Raw genomic sequence first — 6,263 nt, 5'->3', positions numbered from 1 at the left:
TGATTTCACGATGTCCAAGATACTCACTTCCACAAGTGATGTGGTTATCACCAGCACTACCATGACCAAGAATATAAACTTTTTTGTATGAATCAACATTAAACACTTCAGGTGTAAGCAGTCTGTTGTTTTTATATGCCGTTTTTACTGCCGCTCCAATAGCCACATTCACATCTTTACTTTTCAAATCAGCATCACTCAGGCTATCAATAACATATTGTTGTGCTTTTTTTTCATAATCAGCCTTAGTGGATTGACTAATAAAAAGAATATCATACGGCTCTTTACCTTTCAAAGTGCGGGGTATTTGTTGACCAAGAATATTCAATGCCTGTTCACCTACCCCCTCTTTTCCAAGAAAGACCATCACCCCCTTTTTATCCTGATGAGGTGTTGTTTTAGAAGAAACTGATAACACAGGGTCATGATTCAATACACCGGAATGATTAAGTGATGAGCTCTGCTTGACTACCAATAGTTCTTTTGATAATGTGTTCCTCTCTTGTGTATTTGAGTATTTCTGCGCAACTACCTGAAAAGCCATGACCCTTTCCTTAACTGAAGGAAAGGTGATGCTTGTTTTAGTAGCCTCAATTTTTCTTGCGGCAGCATGTGGAGCATTCCCTCCCAAAGCAGAATAAGAAGGGCTAATTAAATTTCTTTGTAAAGAACAGTTGCTTTTTACAGTAATGCGCCCCCCCCCACAAAAAAACTCTCCCTTTGTAGTCTGCCGCCCCAATTCTGATATTAAGCCACAGGTTCCCTGACTAACTGCGCGAACAATAAACATACCCCTTCCCAAACATAAAAAATTTAGACAAAAATGTGCGAAATTAACTTTTTTGTTTACGCGAAAATAGGCAAGAAAAATATAAGCACTCCCTAATAGCAAAAGCATTTTATTTTTATCTTATATCTTACATAAACTGTATTTTGGGGCAGAAAAATCATCTAAGGTTGCAACAATCCTCTTCACTCAATCAGATTATAAAATATCTAGATAGCAAAGAACTCCGTTCTGCTTACAGTAACTTTTACTGGATAGTGTCAGTTAATGCTAACAATGTTTCTGGCCTCTATGTATCGTATATAAGCACTTATTGATGAACAATGCAAGAGGTATACATCCTTCATGATAAGTATATCGTACTCTATTCTTTATTCGTTCCATTATATTACTAGGAAATTTTTTTATTTCTCATTGAGACAGCCAATCTATATATATTTATCATCGTTTTTATTTAAAAAGAAATACAATACACATTGTTTTTGAGTTGTTTTAATGTGTTCTTGCCCCCTTATTTCCAGACAGGGGTTATATCTTAAGTTAACATTATCCACTGACGTAGATATTCTTGCGGAGAGCGATAACCCAACGCACTATGCGGATGGTTTTCATTGTAATGCTCAATCGCCACGGAAAGGTTACGCAATGCCGTTCTTACATTCGGTTTCGGCATGAACGCGATGTAGTCTTCCTTCATCGTTTTCACGAACCTTTCTGCCATTCCATTGATCTGAGGGCTACTGACAGCCGTCGTTCAGGGCTACAGATTCAACTCTCTGGCGAACGACCGTGTTTCATGAGCCGTATAAGCCGAACCGTTATCGGTCCGCTGATCTTACCCACGTAATGTGGACACAGCCCTAAGCGAGGTTCTGGTTTTCAAACTGTTCCGGACTGAGACCGCCACAGGTACTGTGACGACGCCAGCGATTGTAATCACACTCGATATAATTAAATACCGTCGTCCGCATGATCTCCCGACTGATAAAGCGTTCACCGTGGATGCATTCGACTTTCAGTGAGTGGAAGAAGCTTTCCGCACAGGCATTATCGTAGCAACAGCCCTTTGCACTCATGCTCCCGCGCAGATTGTACCGCTTCAGCAAAGCCTGATAATCCGCGGAACAATACTGGCCCCCGCGATCCGTGTGAACGATGACATTTTGTGGTTGCTTACGCCGCCGCAGCGCCATCTGTAGCGCATCGCAGGCAAGCTGTGCCGTCATCCGTGATGACATTGACCAGCCGATAACAGCACGTGACCACAGGTCAATGACGACGGCCAGATAGAGCCAGCCCTCATCAGTGCGCAGATACGTGATGTCTCCCGACTACTTCTGATTCGGGTCACTGGCGTAAAAATCCTGCTTCAGCAGATTCTCCGACACCGGCAAGCCATGCTCACGGTAACTGACCGGGCTGAACTTCCGCGAGGCCTTCGCCCGCAGTCCCTGACGACGAAGACTGACTGCCACGGTTTTCACGCTGAAGTGGTAACCCTGAGCATGCAGTTCATCTGTCAGACGTGGGGCACCGTAGCGCTGTTTTGCCTGAGTAAAAGCCTCGCGTACAACTCTGTTACAACTCAGACGAAACTGCTGACGTGAATTTATCCTCACACGTCGGTGACACCAGGCATACCAGCCACTGCGGGCAACCCGAAGAACACGGCACATGGCTTTGATACTGAACTCAGCCTGATGTTTTTCGATAAAGACATACTTCATTTCAGGCGCTTCGCGAAGTATGTCGCAGCCTTTTGGTGAATGGCCAGTTCCTCTGCCTGCTTCGCCAGGCATAGAGCTGGGATTCATAAAGACAGAGTTCACGGGCTGCGGCAGCAACACCGATGCGCTCAGCAAGCTTCAGAGCTTCGCTGCGAAACTCAGGGGAATGTTGCTTACGGGGCTTTTTACTGGTTGATACCGGTTTTGTCATGTAAGTCGCCTCTGATTGAGAGTTTACTCACTTAGTCCCGTGTCCACTATTGGTGGGTAGGATCACCTGTCCATCATTCTGTGTAAACGCCTTTTCTCAGAAGTGGCCGTCAAGGCGGTCACCGAACTCGATAATAAAGCGACTCATGGCTATCCGCCAGTCCTGAAGTGGCATCGTCCATTTCTGCGATGCTGACTGGATAGCCAGCCAGATCACTTTTTTCACCGATTCATCTGTCGGGAACACTTTGCGTTTCTTTATCGCATGCCTGATGACGCTGTTCAGTGACTCGATGGCATTCGTGGTGTAGATGACTTTGCGGATCTCCTCCGGGTACACGAAGAAGGTGGCAATATTCGGCCAGTTTGCCCGCCAGCTGCGGCTTATTTGTGGATACCTCTGATCCCACTCTTTTGCGAACCCATCCAGCGCCTGCAACGCGACTTCTTCCGTCGCTGCCCGGTAAACCAGCTTCAGATCGCGTGTCACCGCTTTATAGTCTTTCCACACCACGAACCGCAGGCTGTTGCGCACCATATGGACGATGCACAGCTGGATCTGCGTATCCGGATAGACAGCATTGATGGCTTCCGGGAACCCTTTCAGACCATCAACGCAGGCGATAAGGATATCGTTCAGGCCGCGATTTTTCAGCTCTGTCAGCACATTCAGCCAGAATTTCGCCCCTTCGTTTTCTGCCAGCCACATACCCAACAGCTCTTTCTGACCGTCCAGGTTAATACCCAGTGCCAGGAACACCGCTTTGTTGATAACCCGGCTGTTCTGGCGCACTTTCACCACGATACAGTCAAGATAAACAATGGGATAAATCGCATCCAGGGGGCGGTTTTGCCATTCTACAACCTGTTCGATTACGGCATCGGTGACTTTTGATATCAGCGCCGGGGAAACATCCGCATCGTACATCTCTTTGAACGCCGCCGTGATTTCGCGGGTGGTCATTCCTCTGGCATACAGCGACAGGATCTGGCTGTCCATACCGGTAATGCGGGTCTGGTTTTTCTCATGCCCCAGATGGTGGGTCATTTCAGCGTTGAGAGCAGCCTCAACGCTGATTTTCTTGAGAAGGCGATCGAACTGGCTGCAGGTGTTTTGAGATTTTTGGCCAGTTCATTAGCCAGAGCCTGTAATTGTTTTTCGTCCATAAATTCACCTTCATTTGATGTTGGATTGAACATATCAAAATCAGACAATTACACAAATCTATGTACAGGCTCTTTATTTCAACTTTATTTTACAATAAAGTTTCCCCTAGTATGATCATAAATACACTCCTCAGGTTTTACAATCATTGACACCGTGATGGGCTCTCGTGTGAGTGGATGCGGTAAATTTTCGCTAACTAAACGAGAAAAAGCATCAGCATTAAATAAGCAACAGACTACGGAATCAGCTGAATTTTTAATAAACACCCCTTCTTCAGGCTTCTCCAGTGTAATTGGACATATAACTGACTCAGGCGAGCACTGAAAATGCTCTGGATTAACAGAAAACTTGTTTTCTTCTATTTTTTCTTGGATATTCTGTTGCGCTTGCACTTCACCTGAGCCCGAAAGCATGCTTAGCATTCTCTCAGCAAGAGCTTCAGGACCATTATTAAACCCCAAAAGCAATAACCCAGAAAGCAATCCTCCATTGTCGTCGCCGGCTAAATAGCGATCATTTTCTTGATCATACACTATACTGACGGTTTGATTGCCTACTGTAATTTCTCCACGGCCACTGTCAGCTACTTGGGCACGAAGAGCCTGCATTCCAAGAGAAAATGAGTGTGACATAATATCTGTGGTTAAGGGCATGACGAAGCCTCCTCTCTTAATAGGAACTTTAAACTCGCAGAGTTGTAATAAATATTCCCCTGACATGACAACAAAAACTTGTACCAAACTCCGTTTTTTGTGAGTTTGTCTGGTTATTTTACGTTAATCCACCGTACTCACGGTGCTCTCAGCTCGAGCTATATCTGATTCTCTAAATCTGCTCAGGGAATCTAGGAGACTAAATTCCCAGAGAAAGAGGTAAACAGGATAACTAAAAATACTCGTATTTCCCACGACGTCAGCGGGCAATCTGTATGGCTCTGGAAAACAACCCTGCTGGCTTAGCGTCAGCAGCAGGTCTGCGCTGTAAAAGAGCTTGTCAAACAATGACTATCACTGTGGAACATCACTCCGACGGGCTTACCACGAGTTTCCCATGCCATTTCCAGCGCTTTCATGGTGAGCCTGCTGTCCGGCGAGAACGACATGGCCCAGCCCACTGGTTTTCTTGCGAACAGGTCGAGAACAACGGCGAGGTACGCCCAGCACTTATCCGTCCAGATATAGGTCACATCACCGCACCACACCTGATTTGGCCCGGTCACAGCGAACTGCCGTTCAAGGTAGTTAGGGATAGCAACATGTTCATGACCACCACGTTTATACCGGTGAGTCGGCTGCTGACAGCTGACCAGCCCCAGCTCTTTCATGAACCTGCCAGCAAGCCAGCATTCCATCTGGTAGCCTCTCCGGGTTGCCATTGTGGCGATGCTTCTTGCTCCGGCCGAACCGTGGCTGATGCCATGTAGCTCAAGTACCTGACTGCGTAATACAGCCCGTCTGCCGTCTGGTTTTTCAGGACGGTTTTTCCAGTATCTGTAGCTGCTGCGATGAACCCCGAACATATGGCAGAGTGTGACCACAGGATAATGCGCTCTGAGTTTCCCGATTATCGAGAACTGTTCAGGGAGTCTGACATCAAGAGCGTGGTAGCCTTTTTTAATATTTCATTCTTCATTTCAATGCGTTGTAGCTTTTTCCTCAGCTCACGTATTTCGATTTGTTCAGGTGTTATCGGAGAGGCTTTTGGTGTTTTTTTTTGCCCCATCTTGTCATTGTGGAAAGGCCAACATCCATAGCTTTGGCGGCATCTGCCACCGTGTAGTTCTGGTCAACAACCAGTTGAGCGGATTCGCGTTTAAACTCTGCGCTGAAATTTCTTTTTTTCATTGGAACACCTGTGTTGTTCTGTGATCCTACCCACCAATAGTGGACACGGGACTAAGTGAGTAAACTCTCAGTCAGAGGCGACTCACATGACAAAAACAGTATCAACCAGTAAAAAACCCCGTAAACAGCATTCGCCTGAATTTCGCAGTGAAGCCCTGAAGCTTGCTGAACGCATCGGTGTTACTGCCGCAGCCCGTGAACTCTGTCTTTATGAATCCCAGCTCTATGCCTGGCGAAGCAGGCAGAGGAACTGGCCATTCACCAAAAGGCCGCGACATACTTCGCGAAGCGCCTGAAATGAAGTATGTCGCGGCCTTTTGGAGGATAGCCAGCTCTTCATCCCGTTCTGCCAGCTGGCGTTTGAGACGTGCAATCTCGGTAGACATCTCCAGTTCACGTTCAGAAGACGTCTGCTGATTTTGCTGTTTACTGCGCCAGTTGTAGAGCTGTGATTCATACAGGCTGAGTTCACGGGCTGCGGCAGTAACACCGATGCGTTCAGCAAGCTTCAGGGCTTCACTGCGAAA

Annotated in this window: 2 protein-coding genes and 6 pseudogenes; 1 reads left to right on the top strand and 7 read right to left on the bottom strand. The window is 46.6% G+C overall.

The annotated features are described in order from the left end of the window. From A7090_RS10400 to A7090_RS10375, 6 genes and pseudogenes are all read right to left on the bottom strand, one after another. The coding region (locus tag A7090_RS10400; RefSeq protein ID WP_105273972.1) for a hypothetical protein at positions 1 to 790 on the bottom strand (790 nt) is incomplete at its 3' end. A 532-nt stretch (positions 791 to 1,322) separates the two neighbouring features. Then, positions 1,323 to 1,613, bottom strand: a pseudogene (locus A7090_RS10395) (integrase core domain-containing protein); the annotation flags it as partial. A 34-nt stretch (positions 1,614 to 1,647) separates the two neighbouring features. Next, a pseudogene (locus A7090_RS10390) lies at positions 1,648 to 2,725 on the bottom strand (IS3 family transposase). A 96-nt stretch (positions 2,726 to 2,821) separates the two neighbouring features. Beyond that, a pseudogene (locus tag A7090_RS10385) lies at positions 2,822 to 3,891 on the bottom strand (IS256 family transposase). An 84-nt stretch (positions 3,892 to 3,975) separates the two neighbouring features. After that, complete coding sequence (locus A7090_RS10380; protein ID WP_105273971.1) at positions 3,976 to 4,545, bottom strand: DUF1076 domain-containing protein; 570 nt, start codon at positions 4,543 to 4,545, stop codon at positions 3,976 to 3,978. A 329-nt stretch (positions 4,546 to 4,874) separates the two neighbouring features. After that, positions 4,875 to 5,736, bottom strand: a pseudogene (locus A7090_RS10375) (IS3 family transposase); the annotation flags it as partial. A gap of 86 nt (positions 5,737 to 5,822) precedes the next feature. On the opposite strand from A7090_RS10375, the pseudogene A7090_RS10370 reads away from it, so the two are divergent. Further along, a pseudogene (locus tag A7090_RS10370) lies at positions 5,823 to 5,969 on the top strand (IS3 family transposase); the annotation flags it as partial. A 40-nt stretch (positions 5,970 to 6,009) separates the two neighbouring features. Here the strand turns inward: A7090_RS10370 and A7090_RS10365 are convergent. Then, positions 6,010 to 6,263, bottom strand: a pseudogene (locus A7090_RS10365) (transposase); the annotation flags it as partial.

Source organism: Escherichia sp. MOD1-EC7003, from assembly GCF_002965065.1.
GTDB lineage: Bacteria > Pseudomonadota > Gammaproteobacteria > Enterobacterales > Enterobacteriaceae > Escherichia.
The sequence above is the reverse complement of the archived record's forward strand: the minus strand, read 5'-3'. Positions and strand labels throughout refer to the sequence as shown.